The organism is Desulfogranum mediterraneum DSM 13871, from assembly GCF_000429965.1.
GTDB lineage: Bacteria > Desulfobacterota > Desulfobulbia > Desulfobulbales > Desulfobulbaceae > Desulfogranum > Desulfogranum mediterraneum.
In genome coordinates this window covers 13,542-33,153 of sequence record NZ_AUCW01000013.1, presented here as the reverse complement: position 1 = coordinate 33,153, position 19,612 = coordinate 13,542, and the positions used below count along the sequence as shown (strand labels likewise).

Sequence of the window (19,612 nt, the reverse complement as noted above, 5' to 3'; positions counted from 1 at the left end):
AAGAGTGGAAAAATCCCGTTCCCTCCGACCGAGGCAGAAAAGTTGAAGCTGTCATGGAGAACCTGCTAGCTTTCATCCAGCACCGCCCTGACCGCCTGGAGCAGTTCATTACCGGTAATAGGCTTGGCAACATATCTCTGAATGCCCAATTCCAGTGCCTTTTGCTTGGAAACCAAATCACTATGGCCGGTGCAGAGGATAACCGGTAGCCCCGGTTTGATCGCTTTCGCTGCCAAGGTGAGTTCCGTCCCGGTGAGGCCTGGCATGGTCTGGTCGGTGACGAGCAGGTCAAACCGGTCCGGACTGATAGCGATTTTTTCCAGGGCATCTTGACTGTTGCTTGTGGCTGTCACCTTGTATCCCATATCTCTCAGTTGGGTCTTTGTCACCCGGGCAAGAAGGGGGTCGTCGTCCACCACCAGGATGTGTTCACCCCTGCCCTTGGGGGAAAGTTGTTGGCTGGATCGAGTCGTTGCGGGCCTCTCTTCCTGCGATACCGGGAAGTAAGCGGCAAAGGAACTTCCCTTTCCTGCTTCACTCTTCACCACCATAAAGCCATGGCTATCCCGGACAATCCCATGGACCAGGGCGAGCCCCATGCCTGTGCCCTCCTCTCTGGTGGTAAAAAAGGGCTCAAAGATTCGATCCATGGTTGCCTGGTCCATGCCAACACCGGTGTCCGTGACCGTGAGGACGATGAAGTTCCCTGGAGAGACCGTGGAACCGGCAGGTATATCTGCAGCAGCTACCTCCCGCGCTTGGAGGCGTACCCCCAAAATACCCTTTTGCTCGGTCATCGCTTGCAGGCCATTGGTGCAGAGGTTGATAACTATCTGATGGAGGTTTGTGGGATCAGCCAGAATTGTTCCGCAATCCGGTTCAATATCTTCCTCTATGGAGAGCGTTGTCGGCAGGGTTGCTCGGAGCAGCTTCAAGGCCTCCTTGACAATCAGATGGGGGAGTAGAGGCTGCTTGTCGCTCTCCGCCTTATGACTGAAGGTGAGTATCTGCTTGACAAGATCTGCGGCCCGTCCTCCTGCTTCAAGGATGTTTCCGACATATCTTCCCGTCTTGCTCTCAGCAGCGACCTCTCGTTGGATGAGTTCAGAATAGCCAATGATTGCGGAGAGTATATTGTTAAAGTCGTGGGCGATGCCGCCGGCCAGGGTACCGATGGCTTCCATCTTCTGGGTCTGCCGGAGTTGATGTTCAAGGCGTTTCTTTTCTGTGATATCTTTGGCTGTCTCCACGATGCTAACCAGCTTTCCATCCTTGTCAAATCTGGGAAAGGAGGAGACCAGAAAGGTTCTGTTCAGTCTTTTGTGTTCAACTTCTCCAAAATGGGGGCAATTATCGCTGAGGGTGGCCGTGACAGGGCAGCCGGCACAGGGCTGATGGCCATCATCAAAGAGGGCATAGCAGGGCTGACCAAGCAACTCTTCCGGTTTTGCCCCGAGTAAGGTGGACGTTGCAAGGTTGGTGCGCAGAATACGCAGCTGGGGATCCAGGATGGTGACCGAGTCGTTGATGGCCTGAAAGGTCATCTCCCACTCGTCTCTGGCTTTTGCCAGCTCTTGTTCCGCTTGATGACGTTCTGTTATGTCATGGGCAATCCCCTCCACAGCCACGACCTGACCATCCTGGCCAAAGATCGGTTCTTCCGTGACCTCAAGATGGCGGACTGATCCATCCCTGTGAAAGATTTCAAGCTCGTATGCCGGCTGCTTTACGCCTTGCATACTCAGCTCGGAATGATGCTCTACGGTCAGGTTAAGCGGATTGTCTGTCAGGTAGTCTGAATAATGTCTGAAAAACTCCGCTGGGGTATAGCCAAGTACCGTGGTGATTGAAGGACTGAGGTAGCTGAAGACACCCTTGGTATCACGGGTGTAGAAAAAATAGTTGTTTCTGATTGCCTCAACCAGTCTGCGGTATTTTTGCTCACTCTGCCTCAGCTTGTCCCGTTCATCCTTCAGCTCCCGGATCTTCTTGTCAAGTTTCCTGGCCAGGATTTCAGAGTACTCTCTTTCCAATTCCGGCTCTTTTTTTCCAATTCCTTTTCCTGTGGGCAGCTTCCCCTGCCGCTGTTCTTCCAGAATCCCTTCGATTTCTGCCAGGAACAGGGGCATCTCCATCGGTTTGATGAGAAAGCGCGAAGCCCCCAGGCTCATGGCAAACTGTTCATCTTTAGGGTCGGTATAGGTGGCAGTATAAAAAACGAGAGGGATGAGCTGAAACCGTTCATCTGCCTTGAGCGTCCGGCAGAGGGCATAGCCATCCATCTCCGGCATCAAGATATCTGAAATGATCAGATCAGGCAGGAAGCCTTCCTCCATCCGGGCCAGGGCCTGTTTGCCGTTTTCGGCACTCTGCACCTCATAGCCACTGGCGGTGAGTACGTTTTCCAGAAGTACCCTGGAGTCTTCGTTATCTTCAGCGATAAGAATCTTCATCCATTCTCACCTATGACCTTTCTGATCTGTTCAATGAATAAAATGGGATCGATGGGCTTTTCTATATAGCCGTCACAGCCGGCAGCCAGCAGTTTTTCCCGGTCACCTGACATGGCATAGGAGGTCACGGCAATGATTGGAATGGCGGTGCCTCTCTCCGACTTGCGGATCATCTTGAGCACCTCGGTACCCGTGATGTCCGGCAGCTGGATATCAAGAAGGATAAAGTCCGGCTGTTCCCGGAGGGCCAGCTCAATACCCTTCCTGCCGGTCTCTGCCTTGAGGGTTTGGTAACCGTGCATATCCATTATGAAGTCGATGAGTTCCATGTTGTTTTCATTATCTTCTATGATCAAGGCTCGCATGATCAACTCACTCCTTTGTCGATGGTCCAATATCTTTCATGATCACCATGCCGAAGGTGCTTCCCTTGCCTGGCTGGCTCGTGACCATGATCGCACCCTGCAACAGTTCGCTGGTAATCTTTTTGGTCAGATAGAGGCCCAGACCGGTTCCGCCGGCCTTGACCCGCAGATGGGTTTCAAGTCTTTCAAAGGGTTCAAAGAGTTTCGTTATGTCTTCTTGAGCAATGCCAATGCCCGTATCCGTCACCCTGATCTCAACCTTGTTGCCAAGTTCGCGGGCAGTGACCGTGATGCCGCCCTCCTCGGTGAATTTCACACTGTTGCTCAGGTAGTTGATTAAACATTGCAAAAGCCGTTTGCGGTCTGTTGTTAACTGCAGATTGGGCGCTAGCTCAAGCTTGAGGAAGAGCTGCTTTGCCTTCAACTGCGGCTGGATGTTTTCCACTGCTTCGTCAACGACTTCAGCCAGGAGAAAGGGTTCTGGGAAAACTTCGATTCTGCCTGCCTCGATTTTAGAGATGTCGATGACATCTGTAATAAGTGAGAGCAGATGTTTGGCCGAGCGGTATACCCTGGAGAGCTGATCTTTCTGGCGTTCGTTGATCTCCCCGGTCATGCCCTGGAGGATAACCCCGGTGAAACCGATAATGGAGTTCAGCGGGGTGCGCAACTCGTGGGACATGGAGGCAATAAACATGGATTTGAGCTGGTCCAGGCTCTTCAGGTGGACATTGGCCTTTTCCAGTTCCTCTGCATAATGGTGGAGCTTGTCCTCGGCGTTTTTCCGCTGCATTATTTCCTTTTTAAGCCTGTAGTTCCAGACAAAAAAAGCCAGGAAGAGCAGCAGGGATCCTGCTGCAATTTTCAGGATATAGCGGAGAACTGTTTTTGGGGCGATGCCCTGTTCATATTCCACCGAGACCCACTTTTGATAGATCATGGCTTCTTCTTCCGCCGTAATGGAGGAGAGGCCCTTGTTCAGAATAGAGACAAGCTCAGGCCAGTCCTGGCGGACGGCAAAGTAGAGGCTTTGCCTGCTGCCCGCCTGCACGGGGGCTGCAACCTTCAGGTTGGTCAGGTTCAGCTTTCTTATCCAGAAGGTGGAGGTGGCCAGGTTGCCGACAACGGCATCGGCTTCACCGCTGGAGACCGCGGTGAGGGCATCCTGGAGGGTTGCGAAACGCAGGGGGGCAAGGTCGGTGTTGTCACGGAGGAAACCGTCATGGGAGGTGTTGGCCTGCACCGCCAGCCTGACATCTTGGAGCTCTTCCAGCCCGCTGATAAAAGGGAAATCAGAGCGGGCAATGACAACTCTCTGAAAGTTGAGATAGGGTGCGGAAAAGTTCAGATAGGTTTGCCTCTCCTTGGTCTGGCCTACGCAGGGTAAGATGTCAACTTCCCTCTTTTTACTCTTGCTGATGACCTCGTCCCAGCTCAGGTCAGGGACAATCTGCATCTTAAGGCCAAGGCGTTTGTTGAGAAGTTGTATATAATCAGAGGTAATGCCGCTGTACGAACCGCTCTGGTCGAGATACTCAAACGGAAAAAATTCCGGATCAACTCCCAGGCGAAGGAGAGGATGGTTTTTGATAAAGGCCTTCTCCTCTGCGCTTAAGATGGGTAGTGGTAAGGGTGTAGCACTCTGGTCTTTGATAGGTATCCACCTGGAGAGGATTGCAAGTTTCTTTTCCTCGGAAATCGTATCCAGGGCCTTGTCCAGGATGGTCGCCAGCTGGGGCCAATCCTTGCGCACACCGTATCGCTGATAGTTGGTGTTCAGATCGTAGGGAGCTGCGACCTTCAGGTTGGAGATGCCGTGCTGTTTGGCCTGGTGGACATTGATGCCCAGGACACCGACATAGGCATCTGCCTGTCCCGTGGCAAGGGCCTGTAACCCTTCCAGGGGCGTGCTGACGGCGACAACTTCGATCGATGGAACCTCTTCCAACACCCGTTTGGAAGAGGAGTATTCTGTTACCAGTGCGACCCTTCTCCCCTTAAGGTCATTATGGTTCCGAATAGTGGTATCATCGCTGCGACTCATGATCACCAGCGGGGTCGGAATATAGCCTTGGCTGAAGGCGAGGTAGGCCTCCCGTTCCGGCCGCCACGAAGCCGTGGTGATAACATCCAGGGTCCTGTTTTTCGCACCCTCAAGGATCTCCGGCCAGCTGAGTCCGGGGACCACCTCCAGGCGTACCCCCAGCTTTTGGCTGATCAGCTTTGCATAATCTCCAGCAACTCCCTGAAAGGATCCCTCTTTATCCAGGAAGGCGTAGGGTGCATAATCTTTATCCACCCCGATACGGATCACCGGATGCTCCCTGAGCCACTGCTGCTCTTCTGCTGTCAGGGGGACGCCCTTTTCAAGGCTGTGATAATATCCCTGAGCAGGATTTCTCAACCACTTGTTCTCCAGTTGCCGGTATTCCTCCATGGAGATAGACTGCAGTCCCCGGTTGATACGCTCAAGCAGCAACCTGTTTTTTTGGTTAACAGCGGCTGAGATGGAGGAGTCACTGGAATAATCTGTTATTTTGGCAAATTCTCCCTGGCGTCCCTGCCTGAGTAATAAATCTTCCACAGCAAGTTCGTCATCGATAAAGGCCTCCACCTCCCCCCTGCGCATCTTGCCGAAAAGGTCCACATAATCCTTGACCGAGACGACCTCCAAGGCTGGATTTGCCTTTTTCAACACCTCTGCATAAAAAGGGTCGATTGAGGCGACCTTTCTGCCTGTCAAGTCGTTTAAAGAGAGAAATTGTTTTTCACGGGGGAAAAAAACTCTGGCTGAGAGTTTATAGAAAGGTCGAGATGCAACAAGCCAGGGGTCATTATTTTCAAGGCCGGAGTGAACATCGGCCAAGCCCTCCTTGACCGCGAGCATGCTGTTCTCCCAGGTGTCAAAGAGGAAATGGACCTGCACGCCCTCTTTCTCTGCCCATTTTTTCCAAATATCAACAAAGAGGCCGGCCGGCTCTCCCCGGGCATTGAGCATGGTAATGGGGGCGTAATCACTGTCGCAGGCAATGATAAACGCCTCCTGCTCTTCATCGCCTTTGATGCGTTTGAACCAGCTGCGCTCGATATCGATTCGTTCCGCAGCACTGATCTGCGCCAGCCCCCGGTTGACCACATCAAGTAACACCTGATTGCCTTCCTGCACGGCGCCCTGATAGGTGCGACTATAGACTGGTTTTGTGGCGTTATAGCGGAAGGGATTGCTCAGCCCTTTTTGTTTCAGGTGGTATTCAAGGTTCATCACCGGGGAAATAAAGACCTGGATGCTACCTGCCATGGCCGAGTCGTAGAGTGTCGGAAAGTTGTCGTACACTGCAACGGCGGCATTCGGCAGCCTCTCCTTGACAAAGGTGTGGGTGTATCCCCTGGGGACCCCGATGCGGAAGGGGATTAAGGTATCGAGGGTGTCGAGAGCAGGGAGCTGTTCATGGTGAAAACTGTAATAGTTGATATCAACGAGGGGAGATGAATAGTCGAGGAAGTTCTCCCGTTCTTTGCTATGAAACAGGCCGGCATGGATATCGGCCTCTCCTTTCTTTATCATCTCCAGGGACTCTCTAAAGAGAGCTTCTTTGAACTCGACTTCTATACCGGTTTTCTTGCTCCAGAGGCGCCAGATGTCGACAAGAATACCGTCGGCCTCACCCTGCTGGTTTGTATATTTCAGGGGTGGATTGCCGATATTATAGGCAATAGTTACTTTGCCGGTGGGTGTTGAGCTCGTTGTAAGCTCGGCCTTGGATTCTTCACTGCTCAAGGTTAGGAGGAGAGCGTAGAGAAATATAGAGATAAGAAACACCTTGTTTGCACAGAATAGAGTGATATGTTTCTTCATGTTTTATTTTTGTGGTCTAGTTTTCGGCAATACTATTTATGTGGTGTTGTAAATAATATTGTTGATGATCTGGTGTGTTATAGTCCTTGTCTGTTTTTCCTGGCTCTGTTGTGGTGAAGTCAGGTGATTTGTCGATGCGATCGAAAACGATGCTTGAAGAAACGGTGGTACCGTAATGAGCAGCTTCTATCCTGTCGGGAAGAAGCTGCTGGAAAATAGGTCAAAAACAACGATATCTCATAGATAAGAATATAATAATCTGTTTTGAAAAGCCAGGGGAGATTTGCGAAGATCGGCCCTGGGCGGAGACCCTGCCTAAGGGGGGCCGATGAGGCATTATCGATACATTTGGCATTGAATGATAACAATTCTTCAGTCCATGCCGAATTGAGAAAACGGTGCAGAGCGTTGGCAGTGACTCCCTGCCTGAGTGAGGGGGCCAGCAGGGAGTGGCATGAAAACCGGTCCAGGCGAAATCTCAAGCAGGCTTCAAGAACAGGCGCCTTGTATCGGATCAGGAATCAGGGTGTTGAAAAGGGCTTGACTGGCCTCTCATAAGGAGGTAGGAGGGGGCCGGTATGACGACCAGGCCATGTCCCCGAGAGGGGGCGGTCCGCTGTCGCTGTGGATGCCAGGTAACTGATAATTCAATAAAAAAGGTTTTTATATGAAGGTGTTAGCGATTTCAGGGAGTCCCAGAAAGCAGGGCAACACGGAAACTCTCATGGCAAGGATGACCGAAATACTTGAACAAAGAGGGGGGGAGGTGGAGCTGGTTCGTTTGAATGATTTTCCGCTCCAGGGGTGCCAGGCCTGCAAGTACTGCCGGACCAAGGGGGATGCATGTGTGCTGGATGATCCCATCTCGGAGCTGCTGACCAAGCTGAAGCAGGCTGATCGCATCATCATCGGCGCACCCAACTACATGGGCACGGTGTCTGCCCAGCTGAAGATCCTGCTGGACAGGATGTTCTCGCTCAAAGACAGCAGCAGGACCCCCCGGCTTGCTCCGGGTAAAAAGGCTGTGCTCATCTTTAGCCAGGGCAACGCCAACCAGGAGGCCTATGCCGACTACTACGGCAGCGTTCAAAAAATAATTGAATCCAATAACATCGAGGTGAACGACACCATCATCGCCTGCGGCGTGGAGGCCCCTGGCGCGGTGGCGGAGAAGATCGAGATCATGGAGCAGGCAGAGCAGGCCGCAGCCAGCCTCTGACAGCCCTTTAAGCCGGTTCCGGGCTAGGACCCCATTCCGGGGAACGCCGATTGTGGCCTCTGCGATCCCTGTTGTTACTCTTTTTTCCTCTGTTCAAAAAGTATGGAGCCGGCGAAGAGGAGGTAGACAAGCACAGTGCTCCAGGAGGTCGCTCGAGTGAGTGGGGCCTGCCTGGCATAGGCCTGGTGGATGATTTTCGTCTCTCTGGGCGTGGCCTCATACTGGTGGATGAGCCCCTGGGGCCTGCTGCTGAAGGCAGGGATGATAAAGAAAAAGAGTGCCAGGACATAGAGGGTGGCCAAGATGAAAAAGAGTCTCTTCATGGTCGTGTTGTGGCGTTGTTTAAGGTGAGTACCGGGCCCCTTTGCAGGAGGGACAGCCCCGGTACAACCGGTGTTCATCTTTTCCGAGGCTAGCTCTGGGTGATCTTGCCCACCACATAGGGGCCGTCCGGGATGACCGCCACCCTGTTGTGGCTCTTCAGCAGCTGGTCGACCGTGGCCTGGAGATCGTCGATCTTTATCCCCTGGAACCGGTCCACGTCCTCCTTGGAGAGGCCGGGGGAGTAGATGTAAATCCTGCCGGCATGGCCCAGAGCCTGGTAGATGTTCTGGGCGCACCACTGGTCGATCACGAAGTTGTCGGGATCGCTGTGGTGCCGGTTAAAATCCTCCGGAGTGGGGTTGGAGCGCATGATGGTGCAGAACTCTTCGCTGCCCAACCCCTCTTCGCAGCCGCAGGTCACCACAATGGTGCCGTCTTCCACCAGGATATCCCGGGCGCTGATCAGACATTTTGAGACCTGGTAAAAGGTGGCATCAAGGGGGGCGCCACCGGCCGAGGTGATCACCAGGTCGACCTTCTCCTCCAGCTCGGCAACGGCATGGGATACCACCATCTCGCAGCCCGCCCTGTGGGCAGCTTCATAGTGGCCGCCAAAGACCCCGGCAAGCTCCCGCTCCTGATTGATCACCACGTTGAGGATAAAGTCGACCCCGACCAACTCGGTCACCTCCATGGCATAGTCGTGGAAGATGTTATTTTCCAGGCGGCAGTTGGCCTCGTGCAACTGGTCGATCACCTGGAAGGAATGCATGAATTTCATGGTCTCGAAACTGGAGATGCCCGGGAGGATCGACTTCCTGCTCCCGGAAAAACCGGCATAGAAGTGGGGTTCGATCAGGCCGGTGAGGATCTTCAGGTCGGCATCCAGGTAATGGCTGTTGATCTCGATGGCTGCCCCTTGGATGCGGGCCACCTCCCGCAGCTCTTCCCCCTTCTGGCAGTAGTGGTTGACGATTCGGTAGTTGGTCATGATTTCAGGGCCGACCATGGATTCCAGCTCCTCACCCAGGTTGGGGCGATGCATGCCGGTGGCGATCAGGATGGTGATCTTCTCGCGGGCAATGCCGCTCGCCTCCAGGGTCTGGAGCAGGGGCGGGAGGATCAGCCGGTTGGGGACCGGCCTGGTGATATCGGAGATGACGATGCAGGCGTTGTCCCGGCCCCGGGCGATCTCCTCCAGGGGTGGGGTGTTGATGGGCTGGGTGAGAGCCGCGAGCACGGCTGCCTCCGGATCGGCCAGGGCAGGTGCCGGCCTGTTTTCGATGAGCAGGGCCTCATCGGGGAGGTCAAGGGCAATGACATCTTTACCGCAGAGCAGATTCGCCTTCATGGGGATCTCCTTTGTCGTTGTGGGGCGGCCCGTGTTCCACTGGGGAGGTGTGGAGCCGTGGCCTGGAAACCAGGGACTGAGCAGGAGCTTTATAGTAGGATATGGTTTGTTCCAGGATACAGCAAGTTAAAAGAGGATCAGCATGCCTGGGCAGAGAGGCGAGACACCCTTCGGCAGGCCGCTGCTCAACGGGAAGCTCAGCTTGAGCCTGGGGTTTTGGTAGAGCGGATGAAGCGGAGCAAGGGGGGCGGTACAGGAGGGTGGGTTCGGGTCTGGTCTGACAGCAGCCGGCTCGTCCCGGTGCCTGCCGGATCAGACCCGAACCAGGGGGGTTAGATCTTAAAGCTACCGACAATAGCGTTCAGCTCCTGTGAGCGGTCAAACAGATTGGTGGCGCTTTGTTTCACCTCATGGCTGCTGTCGGTGATCTTCTGGGCAGCCGAAGAGACTTCCGTGATATCCTGGGAGATGTCGGTCGCGACTACAGAGCTCTGGGTCACGTTTTCGTTTACTTCCTGGATCCCTACACTTGCCTGAGCAATATTGTCGGCAATCTCCTGGGTGGCCGCTGTCTGTTCTTCCACGGCAGTGGCAATGGTCGTAACGATGTCGTTGACGTCGGTGATGACGGCAGATATCTGCTCGATCCCTTCCTCGGTCGACTCTGAGGTCGCCTGGACATCATCGATGAGGTTCTTGATGTCAAGGGTTGCCTCTGCAGTCTGTTTTGCCAGGTCCTTGATCTCGTTGGCGACCACGGCAAAGCCCTTGCCGGACTCTCCGGCCCTTGCGGCCTCAATGGTTGCGTTCAGGGCCAGGAGATTTGTCTGTTCCGATATCTCGGTGATGGCCTCGGTTACCTTGCCTATCTTGTTTGCCGCGATGCCGAGTTGCTTCATCCGGTCAAACGCACTGTTGGCCTGATCAACGGCATCGGCGGTGACCGTTCTCGCCTTTTCCGCATTTTCAGCGATTTCATTGATGGTCGAGCTCATCTCCTCTGCTGCGGTTGCCACCATGTTGGCATTGGTCGAAGATTGCTCCATGGCCGCGGCAACACTGTTCAGGTTTGCGCTCATCTCTTCTGCTGCAGTCGCAACATTGGTAGAGCGATCCGAGGTGTCTTCTGCGCCTGCAAGCAACTCCTCGGAGATGGCTGAAAGCTGTTCCGAATTGCCGCCCACATCTGCCGAGTTAGTCGCTATATCGCCGATGATGCCCTGCAGTTTTTCAAGAAATATATTGAACCAGCCGGCAAGTTCCGCGATTTCATCTTTTGCCTTGATTTCGATACGCTTGGTCAGATCACCTTCACCCTCGGCTATATCCTGAAAGCTGGCGACCATGGATTTGAGGTTGCCGACAATGCCGACGGCTATCACGATGATGAGGGTGATGATGGCCGCAAAGATGAGGCCGGCGCTGATGAGCATGGTGGTGATGCTTTTTTTGACCTGTGAGCTTATTTCGGCCCCCATCTGCGCCTCGTGAGCCTCTATGTTGTCAAGGTATACTCCGGTGCTTATCCACATCCTGGTCCCGGGGATCATCTCGGCATAGGCGATTTTTGGGACATCCCCTGCGCCCGGCTTGGGCCAGACATAGCTGACAAAGCCGCCGCCCCTTGCCGCAGCATCCTTCAGTTCCCTGATCAGGTAGACCCCGTTCTTGTCCTTTGTATTGGCCATGTCCTTGCCATGGTTTTGCGGACGGATGGGATGGGCGACCACCTTTGCCCCCTCGTAAACAAAGAAGTAGCCTGACTCGTCAGCCTCGTACCTGATCTGCTTGATGTACCTCCGGATCGCCTCGATCTGATCTTCATGAACGGCAAAACCTTTTATTGCCTCTCCGATCGACAGGGCCAGGGCATGGGTGGCAACCTGAACCTTGTCCTTCTGGTCAGCCAGCATGATCTCGTTGGTTTTGCTGATCCCCATGTCCCGGGCGTTGTTACCGTTATCAACGGCAAAGTAGGTCATGACGACAAAGAGTGCCAGGATGGCCACTATCACCAGGTACAGACGTTGTTTGACGGTAAATCTGTTGAGCATTGAATCTCCTTTGCAGAAAAAGTTTGGCCCCCTAAGGCTGTTGGACAGAGTCGGTATCTGTTCTTTATTATCTAAAAGGCAGAAGGAATATTCAAGGGGTATTTAAGCTGTACCTTGCGGGCAAGGAGTGAGCCTTGGCCTCGCGCTCTTTTTTTTAAATGATTAATAATGGTAATACTCGGAAGGGCTATGGTCAATTGTGATAATAGTTATCTTTGCTGCTCTTTCGGGCGTAGGGTGCTTCCTCCGGTTCCAGGGGAAGCTTGCTGGCAATTTCGGCGCTAGGCCCCATATGGGTTGGGACAGGGCTCAAACTGTGGATGTCGGAGGGAGGGCAACTTGCAGGGGGAAAGCCGGTGGCTAACGGGGCGGGATAACGAGGTGACCGGATCAAGGGCTGGTCTATTGTACCTTCTGGCCTTTTCTTCAGCTGCCAGCTTGTGGGTTAGCTCTTAACCCTTTTGGGAAGTTCGGATAGAATCAAATAATGAATCTCTCGTCCGTATGTAAAGCGGCTAGCAGAAGATTGTGGCAACCAGGTCCTGACATGGATCAAATCTCATGTTCAGTTATTGCTTCACATAAGGTCTTGAACCGCTGTACAATTGAACTGTTGGGAGGAGGCTGGTACGTGAGAGCTTTTCTCGGCAGGAGAATCCCTTCTCAAGTTACTCGCTTATATATCTGATAAGGTATGGCTTTGAAGAGCTGGAGGGTACTTTGAAAAATAAGATTTTTCGATCAAGATCAATCCATGTGGAAAATTGTACCGCAGGCAGATACAGGATATTTCGAGGATACGATTTGTACCATAACCCAGAGATTGGAAGAAAAAGCAAACTTTCAAGGTAGCCCAGAGTTACTTCTGGTGATTCTAGCTGTGAACCCAGGAAGAGGTTATGAGGAACAAGGCGATGAAAGACAGTGGTAAGGTTGTCAAAGGCTTTGAAAAGAAAGGGAAAAAGATCCGCAGTCAGGCAAGGAAGCAGGGGCTGATGGTCATGAGCAATCGGGCCCGCCTCTTTATCGATGGCCGTCCGAACAGACGTTGGTGGTTTGCCGATGCCAAATCAGGGATACTTGTCTCAGAGGAGTACGGCCTCTGTGATGATGAGGCCCTGGCAAAGCTTGCTCGTTTCAGAATCCAGGCCGAAGCTGAGTAAGGGGCCCGGAGAAGGGTAAGATCTTGCCCCTGTCCCGGGGGAGGGGGCCATCCTGTACCTGGGGGGCGCCCTCAGCTTTGGATCAGAGCTCCTGGCTGATTGAAACAGGCTGAACTCAGAAGAGCAGGCTATCTTGAAAAATGAGATTTATCGATCAAGGTCAAGGCGGGCGATGACTTGTACCGCAGGCATAGAAATGATATTCCGAGGATAAAATTTTGAGTGCAACGCCGAAATTGGAAGAGAAGGCCATTTTTCAAGGTGACCTCTAATGAACAGGGAGTGTAATCCTGCTGCTGTCGAGCAGATCGTATCCGCCGATGAGTCGGCCAGGATGGCTGTTGAAGGTGCACAGAGGGTGGCTGGGGAGATCCTCAGCAGGGCAGGAGAGGAGGCCAAGGCTATCCTGGATTGCCTTGAGCAGTACAACCTGGAAAAGGAGCGCCGTGATATCCTCCCCATCGTCTCAGCTGGTCAGGAGCAGGCCGAGCGAACCATGGAGCAGGCGGAACAGTATGTTGCAAGGCTCAGACAGGTGCTGGCTCTGAAGAAGAGGAACATTGTGACTACTTGTATTGAGAGTGTGGTGACAACCGGAAGTCCTTGACAGGGATGGCGTGACAGGGATGGCGTGACAGGGAGGGAGCATGTTGCTGGCCGCAGCCGGATATGGCTATCCAAATGCAAAGATAAGAGCGCTGCGCAGCAGAAGGCTCACCGAGCAGGATCGTCATTTTCTCCTGGCCGCAAAAGATCTGGCCAGCTGTCTCTTTTATCTCGCGACCAGCTCCTACGCTCCCTGCCTCCCTGTTCTGGAAAAAGGTACTCCGGAGCTTGCTTTCCTGGAAAGGCAACTCGCCCGTCCCTTAATGGATCACTATGCGAAAGTTGTCCGTTCCCTGCCAGGGGCAAAGGAGCGGGAGCTGATTCTTGCCCTGTTCAGCCGTTTTGAAGCAGAGAACCTGAAGCTTATCCTGCGGAGTTTGTTTGCCGACCTGAGCCGGGAGCGGGTTTGCCATTTACTCTACCCCCTTGGGCCCTTAAGTGATCTGGACTGGGATCTCTTCTGGAGCTGTAGGTCCATTCCTGAACTCATCACCAGGCTTCGGGCCAATATCTTTGGCCGCTCGCTGCAGCATGCCCTTGCTCAGTTTGAGGCACAGGGCAGGCTCTTTCCCCTGGAGATGGCTCTGGATTTTTCCTGCTTTCGCATCCTGCGCCAGGCGGCTGCCGCTCTTACCAGGCGCTATGATCTCGCTGTTACTGAAAATATCCTCACTTCCTACATAGACCATCTTAATATCTCATGGGTGATACGGCTTAAGGTAGAGTATGGCCTTGCTGCTGAGGAGATTGTCAACTATACCCTTCCCGGGGGTAAGCTGATAAGCCTGGATTGTTTAAACCGTTTGTCAAGGGTCGAAGGCCTTGCCGATTTCATCGCCCAACTCCCGGTGGTCTTTCAAGCCGAACTCTCCGCTCTTCGCGACTGGGGAGGCATCAGGCCTGCCCTTGAGGCGTACCTGCTCAAAGTTCTGGCGCGTATTTTTGCCGGACAGCCCTTTCATCTGGGCATTGGCGTGGCGTATCTCCTGGAAAAAGAGCTTGAGCTTGCCAACCTGATCACCCTGCTCCAGGCCAAGGCCAGGAACCTCTCTGTTGCCGAGATAAGCAGCGCCTTACCTCGGCAATTTACGGAGGGTTGAGATGTTCAGGCCGGTACAACTTACCAGGGTAACTATTCAGATCCCTGAAGAGTATATATCGGTGGTGATGGCCATTCTGGGAGACCTGCGCCTCTTGCATCTCATCCGGGTGGAGGAGACCCCGCTGGGCAGGATGGGATATGTCGCCCATGTCAATATCCCGCTTCTTGAGCGATATGATGCCCTCCTGATCAGGGTAAACGGCCTGCTGGAAGAGCTGCAGGTTTCCGGGGCTGCGCCTCTTCTCGGCAGGGCCCAGCAACCGGATAAGCTGATCTTCCGTCTGGAGGAGGAGTGTGCCGGCGTTGAGCAGCAAGCCCTTGATATTCTCCGAGAGAAGAAAAATCTGCACACCACCCTGGGCAAAGATCAAGACCTGATTGACCGTTTGCGTCTGCTTGAACCTCTCGGGCTTGAGCTGGGCCGCCTGGCTGCGCTTCGCTACACGGTTTTTCAGGTCGGCCTTATTCCAGAGGAGAGCCTTGAGCGCCTGGAAACAAGTCTTGGTGAAATCCACCATAGCCTGATCCCCATAGAGCGGAAACAGGGGCGGATAGTGTTGTTTGCCATGGCACTCAAAGAGGATGAGGCCGTCCTGCTGCGAGCCCTGAAGAGTGCCTTTTGGGATCCCCTGGCATTATCCACCGAGCTGCAGGGCAAGGTCCCCGCTATCCTTGAGCAGTTGACCGAGGAAAGAGAAAAGACAGCGGCCGAGCTGACAGAACTGGAAAAGAGAGCTGAGGCCCTGGCCCGACAGTATGGCGGCGTACTGCTGCAGCTGCGTGAGCAACTGCTGGTCGCACGACAGCTCATTCTGGCCCAACAAAAGTTTGGTCAGCTCGACCACACCTATCTGCTGACAGGTTGGCTGCCCCTTGCCCTCTTTGAGGAGCTCAGACAACGGATCATGGCAGCCAGCGCAGACAAGGCCATTGTCGAGCAGCTCGCCCCGGAAGAAGTCAAAGAGGTCCGCTCCGGCATCCTCACCATTCCCATTCTTTTTAACAACCCTGCCCTGATCAGACCCTTTGAGCGCTTGACGATCCTCTATGCTACCCCGAGCTATGAGGAAGTCGAGCCGACCGCTTTTCTGGCCATAACCTTTCTCCTGCTCTTTGGCCTGATGTTTGGAGACGTTGGCCATGGTGGTCTACTCGCTGTTCTTGGTTACCTCATCTTCAAGAAGATGTACCGTTATCTCGATTACGGCATTATTCTGATGGAGTGCGGCCTCTCGGCCCTGCTCTTCGGCATCCTCTATGGCAGTGTTTTTGGTCTGGAAGATCTCATCCCGGCGCTGTGGATGCACCCCATGGAGAATATAGGTTATTTCATGAAGGTATCCGTGGTCATCGGCATCACCATGATCAGTGTCGGCCTGATCCTTAACCTGGTCAATATACTCCGGCAGCATCGCTATGCAGAGCTCCTCTCTTCCTCTGGCCTTGCCGGTGCCCTGTTCTACTGGTTGCTCTGCGCCCTCTCCATCCGCTACCTGCTGATCGGCCCGCCTTCTGCCGGTGAAATTCTCTTTGCCAAGGCAGCAGGTGGCCTCCTCTTTGTTCTGATGATTTTCCAGCATCCTGTCAGGCAGTTGCTGGCTCGATCAAGGCAGAAGAGAGAGGGACGATTCTCTATCTCGGGCGTCGGCGTAAGCTTTCTGGAATCAATCGTCGATGTCCTTGATGAACTCTTGCGTTACCTGGCCAATACCGCCTCATTTGTGCGGATTGCAGCCTTTGCTCTTGCCCATGCCGGCCTGTTTATGGCGGTCTTTACCCTTGCCGATATGGTCCGACATGCCCAGGGCAGCGGTTTTCTCTACTGGCTGTCTCTGGTCTTGGGGAACGTGGTCATCATAGGGCTTGAAGGACTGGTTGTTTCCATTCAGACTGTGCGGCTGGAGTACTATGAGTTCTTCAGTAAATTTTTCCGGGGTGGCGGTAAACCGTTTCAGCCCCTGTTGTAAACCATACAGCCATGGCTAAGCGCCGAAAGCGATAGCCACAAAGGAGAGAGACTATGCACGTGAAGGGATGCCGGATATGGCTCACTCAGCTCTTCTTGCTTCTCCTGCCGACCATCGGCTTGGCCCAGGAAACGGTGGCCACTGCTGGTGGCTCAAGCGAGGCGGCCAAGTGGGGGTATATGGCCGCTGCCGTTGCTGTTGGCGCCTCTTCGCTTGGTGCAGGCATTGCCGTCGCCCTGGTGGGGTCCGCGGCCATGGGTGCCTTGAGTGAAAGGCCGGAGCTGGCTGGCCGGGCCTTGATTTTCCTGGGGCTGGCAGAGGGGATTGCCATCTACGGTCTTATCGTGGCCATCATGATCCTGGCTAAGATCTGAGTGGAGCGGCTGTGCAGATTCTTGTCATTGCTGATCATACCACCTGCCTGGCCTTTTCCCTGGGTGGGATCATGACCCGCCCGGTCAAGGGGCGGGAGGAGGTGCTGGCCGCTCTCGAATCTGCCAGGGGCAACCAGCAGATCGGTCTGGTGCTGATTACGGAAAAGATGGCAGCCCTTGTTCGTCCGGAGGTGGAAAAGATCCTCTATGCCATGCATCTCCCCCTGGTCGTTACGATTCCCGATTCCGCTGGTCCCCTTTCAGCCCGTCGTTCTGCCAAAGAACTGATGGTCTCTCTGATGAGCCGCTGACAAGGAGAGTAATGTGGCCTTACCTGATCAAGTCTCCCTCCTCTGCCGGGCAATCCGGAAAAAAGGTCAGCTTGAAGCTGAAAAGATCCTTGGCCGTGCCAGGGAAGAGGCGGAACAGATGGTTCAGGATGCAGAGCAAAGGGTGAGGCAGGAGCATGGGCTCTATCTTGCCAGGAGGCGGCAGGATGCCTTTCAGCAGGCCAGGAAGCTGGAGGATGAGGCAAGTCTCAAGGCCCGTCAGTTGATCCTGAGGGCCAGAGAGGAGCTGTTGCAGGACCTTTTTCAGGAGGCCCGGCAGCAGCTTGCGAGCAGGAGAGATGGTGCCGGCTATCCTGAACTCCTCCGCTCCCTGGCCCTGCAGGGGATCAGGGCCTTAGCTGAAGAACGGGTGTGGCTCCAGGTGAGCAGGGAGGATCAGTCCCTGTTGACTCAGGCCTTCTGCCGTGAGCTCGAAGGGTTGAGCGGCGTGGGGGTGGATCTCTTTCCTGAGCCGGCGGCCATCTCCGGCGGCTGCCTGGTATACAGTGTCGATAAAAGAATTCTGGTCGACTTTTCTTTCTCAGCGCTCCTTAAGCGGGCACAGCCCAGACTCAGGGAACTGTTGGCCAGAGAGCTGCTGGAGGAGCAATGAACAACTCGAGGCCCCAGATCCAGGGAGGAGCACCAGAAGCTCTGGCAGAGGTCACCAAGGTCAGCGGCCCGGTGATTAAGGCGCGTCCAGCCTCACTGTTTGTCATGAATGAGCTGGTTGAGGTCGGTGAGGAGCGGCTGGCAGGGGAAGTGATCAGCCTTGATGGTGAGCTTGCCACCATTCAGGTCTATGAAAACACCAGCGGCATCGGCCTGGGCTGCTCGGTGCATGGCCTTGGCCTGCCCCTCTATGTGGAATTGGGGCCTGGACTGATCGGGAGGATATTTGACGGTATCCAGCGTCCCCTTCAGGAACTCTGTCAGCAGTGGGGGGATTTCATCCATCGAGGCCGATCAGGGGCGCCCCTTGATCGGGAACACCTCTGGACTTTTTCACCGCTGCGCTCCGCCGGGGAGCAGCTGAGCGGAGGAGAGATCCTGGGGGAGGTAGCTGAATCGCCAATCCTTACCCACAGGGTACTGGTTCCCCCGGAGGTCGAGGGCAGGCTGGAGCGGATTGTCCCGCCCGGAGACTATACCCTGGATGACCTGATAGCAAGGGTGAGCAGTGCCACCGGCCACAGCCATGAGCTGAAACTCTTTCATCGCTGGCCTGTGCGGAAAATCCGGCCCTCCCGTAAACGACTGCTCTCCGCAGATCCCCTGATCACCGGCCAGCGGGTTATTGATACCTTTTTTCCCCTTACCAAAGGGGGAACCGCGGCAATCCCCGGAGGCTTTGGCACCGGAAAGACCATTACCCAGCATCAGCTGACCAAATGGACCGATGCCGATATCATCGTCTACATCGGCTGTGGTGAACGGGGCAATGAGATGACCGGTGTGCTGACCGACCTGCCCCGGCTTCTCGATCCAAGAAGCGGACGTCCCCTGATTGAACGGACCATCCTCGTTGCCAACACCTCTGACATGCCGGTTGCGGCCCGCGAGGCAAGCATATACACCGGGATCACCATTGCCGAATACTACCGGGACATGGGCTATGATGTCGCCCTGATGGCCGACTCTACCTCCAGGTGGGCCGAGGCCCTGCGGGAAATCTCCGGCCGACTGGAAGAGATGCCTGCAGAAGAAGGGTTTCCCGCCTACCTTGCCAGCCGGCTTGCCGCCTTCTATGAACGGGCCGGCCAGGTGATAACGCTGGCCAACAACACGGGCTCGGTCACCCTGATCGGAGCAGTCTCTCCGCCTGGCGGTGATTTTTCAGAACCCGTGACTTCGCACACCAAGCGTTTTGTACAGTGCTTCTGGGCCCTGGACAAGGAGCTGGCCAGTGGCCGCTACTTTCCTGCCATCAACTATCTGCAGAGTTACTCCGGCTACAGTCGTCAGGTCGAGCCCTGGTGGCGCAGGAGGGTAGGGGAGGGCTGGCTTGAGCTCAGGGACAGGGCCATGGAAATCCTCCAGGAGGATGCCAAGCTGCAGAATATCGTCAGACTCTTAGGCGAAGAGGCGCTTCCCGATGACCAGAAACGGATCATCGAAGGGGCGCGCCTGTTGAAAGATGGTTTTTTGCAGCAGAGTGCCTTTGATGAAATAGATAGCTATGCCGGTCCGGAAAAGCAGTTTTTTCTCCTGGAGATAATACTCCACCTCTTTGACCGCTTGGCAGAGGTGGTGGCTGCCCGTATTCCCCTGTTCAGGGCCCTGGAGCTTCCGGCGATATGGGCCATATATCGGCTGAAATCCACCCTGAAAGGCGATGAGTCTGCACCCTTTCAGGCTCTCAGGGAACAAATCGATCTGGAGATAGATACCCTGCTCCGCCGTCACCACGAAAGTTCGTTCTAAGCCCCTGCCCGTTTGCCCTCGGGAG

At 54.5% G+C, this 19,612-nt stretch carries 16 protein-coding genes; 10 read left to right on the top strand and 6 right to left on the bottom strand.

What is annotated here, in order from left to right; genetic code table 11:
* Positions 1-65 precede the first annotated feature (65 nt).
* From G494_RS22130 to G494_RS0105745, 3 genes are read right to left on the bottom strand one after another with little or no spacing between them, the layout of a single operon-like run.
* The gene (locus G494_RS22130) at positions 66-2,453 is read right to left on the bottom strand and encodes a hybrid sensor histidine kinase/response regulator (protein ID WP_051305431.1); all 2,388 of its coding nucleotides are present in this window, start codon (positions 2,451-2,453) and stop codon (positions 66-68) included.
* Positions 2,450-2,821 carry a response regulator gene (locus G494_RS0105750; protein ID WP_028583766.1) on the bottom strand — a complete coding sequence of 124 codons (372 nt, stop codon included), beginning with the start codon at positions 2,819-2,821 and terminating at the stop codon, positions 2,450-2,452. Before G494_RS0105750 ends, G494_RS22130 begins: the two co-directional genes overlap by 4 nt.
* A 4-nt stretch (positions 2,822-2,825) precedes the next feature.
* On the bottom strand, positions 2,826-6,638 hold the full coding sequence (locus G494_RS0105745) for a transporter substrate-binding domain-containing protein (RefSeq protein ID WP_161629944.1): 3,813 nt from the start codon (positions 6,636-6,638) through the stop codon (positions 2,826-2,828).
* A 703-nt stretch (positions 6,639-7,341) separates the two neighbouring features.
* On the opposite strand from G494_RS0105745, the gene G494_RS0105735 reads away from it, so the two are divergent.
* A complete protein-coding gene (locus G494_RS0105735; protein ID WP_084456462.1) occupies positions 7,342-7,893 on the top strand; it encodes a flavodoxin family protein in 552 nt (183 codons plus the stop codon).
* Between the two features lie 74 nt (positions 7,894-7,967).
* Here G494_RS0105735 and G494_RS0105730 read toward each other — a convergent pair whose 3' ends face one another.
* The 3 genes from G494_RS0105730 to G494_RS0105715 form a co-directional block, all read right to left on the bottom strand.
* Positions 7,968-8,216 (bottom strand): hypothetical protein, encoded by a 249-nt coding sequence (locus tag G494_RS0105730; protein ID WP_028583762.1) that lies wholly within the window; start codon positions 8,214-8,216, stop codon positions 7,968-7,970.
* A gap of 89 nt (positions 8,217-8,305) precedes the next feature.
* A complete protein-coding gene (locus tag G494_RS0105725) occupies positions 8,306-9,568 on the bottom strand; it encodes a nickel-dependent lactate racemase family protein (RefSeq protein WP_028583761.1) in 1,263 nt (420 codons plus the stop codon).
* 332 nt (positions 9,569-9,900) lie between these two features.
* The gene (locus G494_RS0105715) at positions 9,901-11,622 is read right to left on the bottom strand and encodes a methyl-accepting chemotaxis protein (RefSeq protein WP_028583759.1); all 1,722 of its coding nucleotides are present in this window, start codon (positions 11,620-11,622) and stop codon (positions 9,901-9,903) included.
* 754 nt (positions 11,623-12,376) lie between these two features.
* Here G494_RS0105715 and G494_RS27140 point away from each other — a divergent pair.
* The 9 genes from G494_RS27140 to G494_RS0105675 all read left to right on the top strand — a co-directional run bounded on the left by G494_RS27140 (position 12,377) and on the right by G494_RS0105675 (position 19,587).
* Positions 12,377-12,553 carry a hypothetical protein gene (locus tag G494_RS27140; RefSeq protein WP_161629943.1) on the top strand — a complete coding sequence of 59 codons (177 nt, stop codon included), beginning with the start codon at positions 12,377-12,379 and terminating at the stop codon, positions 12,551-12,553.
* On the top strand, positions 12,537-12,785 hold the full coding sequence (locus G494_RS0105710; protein ID WP_153305773.1) for a hypothetical protein: 249 nt from the start codon (positions 12,537-12,539) through the stop codon (positions 12,783-12,785). The genes G494_RS27140 and G494_RS0105710 overlap by 17 nt, the downstream gene beginning before the upstream one ends.
* Before the next feature lie 271 nt (positions 12,786-13,056).
* Positions 13,057-13,392, top strand: a complete 336-nt coding sequence (locus G494_RS0105705; RefSeq protein WP_028583757.1) for a hypothetical protein — start codon at positions 13,057-13,059, stop codon at positions 13,390-13,392.
* A gap of 40 nt (positions 13,393-13,432) precedes the next feature.
* Positions 13,433-14,491, top strand: a complete 1,059-nt coding sequence (locus G494_RS0105700) for a V-type ATPase subunit (RefSeq protein WP_028583756.1) — start codon at positions 13,433-13,435, stop codon at positions 14,489-14,491.
* Between the two features lies 1 nt (position 14,492).
* Positions 14,493-16,460, top strand: coding sequence for a V-type ATP synthase subunit I (locus G494_RS25180; protein WP_028583755.1), 1,968 nt, complete (start codon positions 14,493-14,495; stop codon positions 16,458-16,460).
* A gap of 53 nt (positions 16,461-16,513) precedes the next feature.
* A complete protein-coding gene (locus G494_RS0105690) occupies positions 16,514-16,834 on the top strand; it encodes an ATP synthase subunit C (RefSeq protein ID WP_035245612.1) in 321 nt (106 codons plus the stop codon).
* Between the two features lie 11 nt (positions 16,835-16,845).
* On the top strand, positions 16,846-17,145 hold the full coding sequence (locus G494_RS22120; RefSeq protein ID WP_035245611.1) for a V-type ATP synthase subunit F: 300 nt from the start codon (positions 16,846-16,848) through the stop codon (positions 17,143-17,145).
* 13 nt (positions 17,146-17,158) lie between these two features.
* Entirely contained in the window at positions 17,159-17,776 is a 618-nt protein-coding gene (locus G494_RS0105680; RefSeq protein ID WP_028583753.1) for a V-type ATP synthase subunit E, read from the top strand.
* Positions 17,773-19,587: a V-type ATP synthase subunit A gene (locus G494_RS0105675; RefSeq protein WP_051305430.1), complete on the top strand. Its 1,815-nt coding sequence runs from the start codon at positions 17,773-17,775 to the stop codon at positions 19,585-19,587. Before G494_RS0105680 ends, G494_RS0105675 begins: the two co-directional genes overlap by 4 nt.
* The last annotated feature ends 25 nt before the right edge of the window (positions 19,588-19,612 follow it).

Bases quoted from the DNA above. Each gene is read 5' to 3' on its own strand.
- G494_RS22130 (WP_051305431.1), bottom strand. From the start codon at position 2,453: ATGAAGATTCTTATCGCTGAAGATAACGAAGACTCCAGGGTACTTCTG.
- G494_RS0105735 (WP_084456462.1), top strand. From the start codon at position 7,342: ATGAAGGTGTTAGCGATTTCAGGGAGTCCCAGAAAGCAGGGCAACACG.
- G494_RS0105730 (WP_028583762.1), bottom strand. From the start codon at position 8,216: ATGAAGAGACTCTTTTTCATCTTGGCCACCCTCTATGTCCTGGCACTC.
- G494_RS0105725 (WP_028583761.1), bottom strand. From the start codon at position 9,568: ATGAAGGCGAATCTGCTCTGCGGTAAAGATGTCATTGCCCTTGACCTC.
- G494_RS0105715 (WP_028583759.1), bottom strand. From the start codon at position 11,622: ATGCTCAACAGATTTACCGTCAAACAACGTCTGTACCTGGTGATAGTG.
- G494_RS27140 (WP_161629943.1), top strand. From the start codon at position 12,377: ATGTGGAAAATTGTACCGCAGGCAGATACAGGATATTTCGAGGATACG.
- G494_RS0105710 (WP_153305773.1), top strand. From the start codon at position 12,537: ATGAAAGACAGTGGTAAGGTTGTCAAAGGCTTTGAAAAGAAAGGGAAA.
- G494_RS0105705 (WP_028583757.1), top strand. From the start codon at position 13,057: ATGAACAGGGAGTGTAATCCTGCTGCTGTCGAGCAGATCGTATCCGCC.
- G494_RS0105700 (WP_028583756.1), top strand. From the start codon at position 13,433: ATGTTGCTGGCCGCAGCCGGATATGGCTATCCAAATGCAAAGATAAGA.
- G494_RS25180 (WP_028583755.1), top strand. From the start codon at position 14,493: ATGTTCAGGCCGGTACAACTTACCAGGGTAACTATTCAGATCCCTGAA.
- G494_RS0105690 (WP_035245612.1), top strand. From the start codon at position 16,514: ATGCACGTGAAGGGATGCCGGATATGGCTCACTCAGCTCTTCTTGCTT.
- G494_RS0105675 (WP_051305430.1), top strand. From the start codon at position 17,773: ATGAACAACTCGAGGCCCCAGATCCAGGGAGGAGCACCAGAAGCTCTG.